1 protein-coding gene is annotated in these 1,095 nt (G+C 59.9%); it reads left to right on the top strand.

The annotated features are described in order from the left end of the window. Positions 1-99: 99 nt before the first annotated feature. A complete protein-coding gene (locus tag ACFQPB_RS23840) occupies positions 100-1,065 on the top strand; it encodes an IS30 family transposase (protein ID WP_382228920.1) in 966 nt (321 codons plus the stop codon). Positions 1,066-1,095: the final 30 nt, after the last annotated feature.

Below are 1,095 nucleotides of genomic sequence, written 5' to 3'. Positions count from 1 at the left end.
CAGGCGGATTCAAGTACGAAGTGCAACACAAGTAAACCGAGTTGGGCCAAGAGTGCATAGGATGCATTTTTGTGACCAGCCAGTCCCAAACGTTGCACCATGACCTATACCCACTTGACCCGAGAAGAACGATACCAAATCCACGCACTGCGTCGTCAAAACATAAGCCCGGCAGTGATAGCCGCACAGCTCAATCGAAGCCGCTCGACCATCACCCGCGAGCTCAATCGCAACGCTGGAGCCCAAGGCTACAAACCCGCCCGCGCTCATGAGCGAGCCCGTGCCCGCCAAAGGGCACGGCGCAATGCACGCCAGTTCAATGCGCAGCAGTGGAGCCAGGTGCACCGCTATCTGCGCCTGGAGCTTTCTCCCGAGCAGGTCAGCGGACGGCTACGGCTGGAGGGCGTGCTGACCATCAGCCACGAATGCATCTACCAGCACATCTATGACGACAAACGCAAAGGCGGTGAGCTGATCAAACACCTGCGCTGCCAGAAGGTGCGACGCAAGCGCTACGGCAGCGGACAAGAGCGGCGCGGCACACTCAAAGATCGGCTCTGCATAGAGCAGCGCCCCGCCATCGTTGACACACGCAGCCGCATGGGTGACTGGGAGGGTGACACCGTGGTCGGCAAGGGCCACCAGGGGGTACTGGTGACCTTGGTGGAGCGCAAGTCCCGCTACACATTGGCGCAGCAACTGGACTCGCGCCACAGCGCAGGGGTGACCGAGGCTGTGATCGCACTGCTGCGGCCTCACAAACACTTGTGCGAAACGATCACGTTCGACAATGGCAAGGAGTTTGCTGAGCACGCATTCATCGCCGCCAGTCTGGGGGCGGATGTGTACTTCGCGCATCCCTACCACTCATGGGAGCGTGGGCTCAACGAGAACACCAATGGCCTGCTGCGCCAGTACTTCCCCAAGTGCACCAACCTGCGCCGGGTCTCGCAGCACGAAGTTGACGATGCGCTCTACCGGCTCAACCACCGACCCCGCAAGTGCCTCAACTACCGCACTCCCCACGAGGTGTTCATGGGCTTGGAGATTCGTCCGTTACACTGAAATTCGGTGCACTTTGTAGTTGAATCTGCG

This window comes from Hydrogenophaga atypica (assembly GCF_042665215.1).
Classification (GTDB): Bacteria; Pseudomonadota; Gammaproteobacteria; order Burkholderiales; family Burkholderiaceae_C; genus Hydrogenophaga; species Hydrogenophaga defluvii_A.
This window is presented reverse-complemented; position numbering and strand designations above follow the sequence as displayed.

What these genes read in the sequence shown, in the direction of transcription:
- ACFQPB_RS23840 (WP_382228920.1), top strand. Translation starts at nt 100, where the DNA reads ATGACCTATACCCACTTGACCCGAGAAGAACGATACCAAATCCACGCA.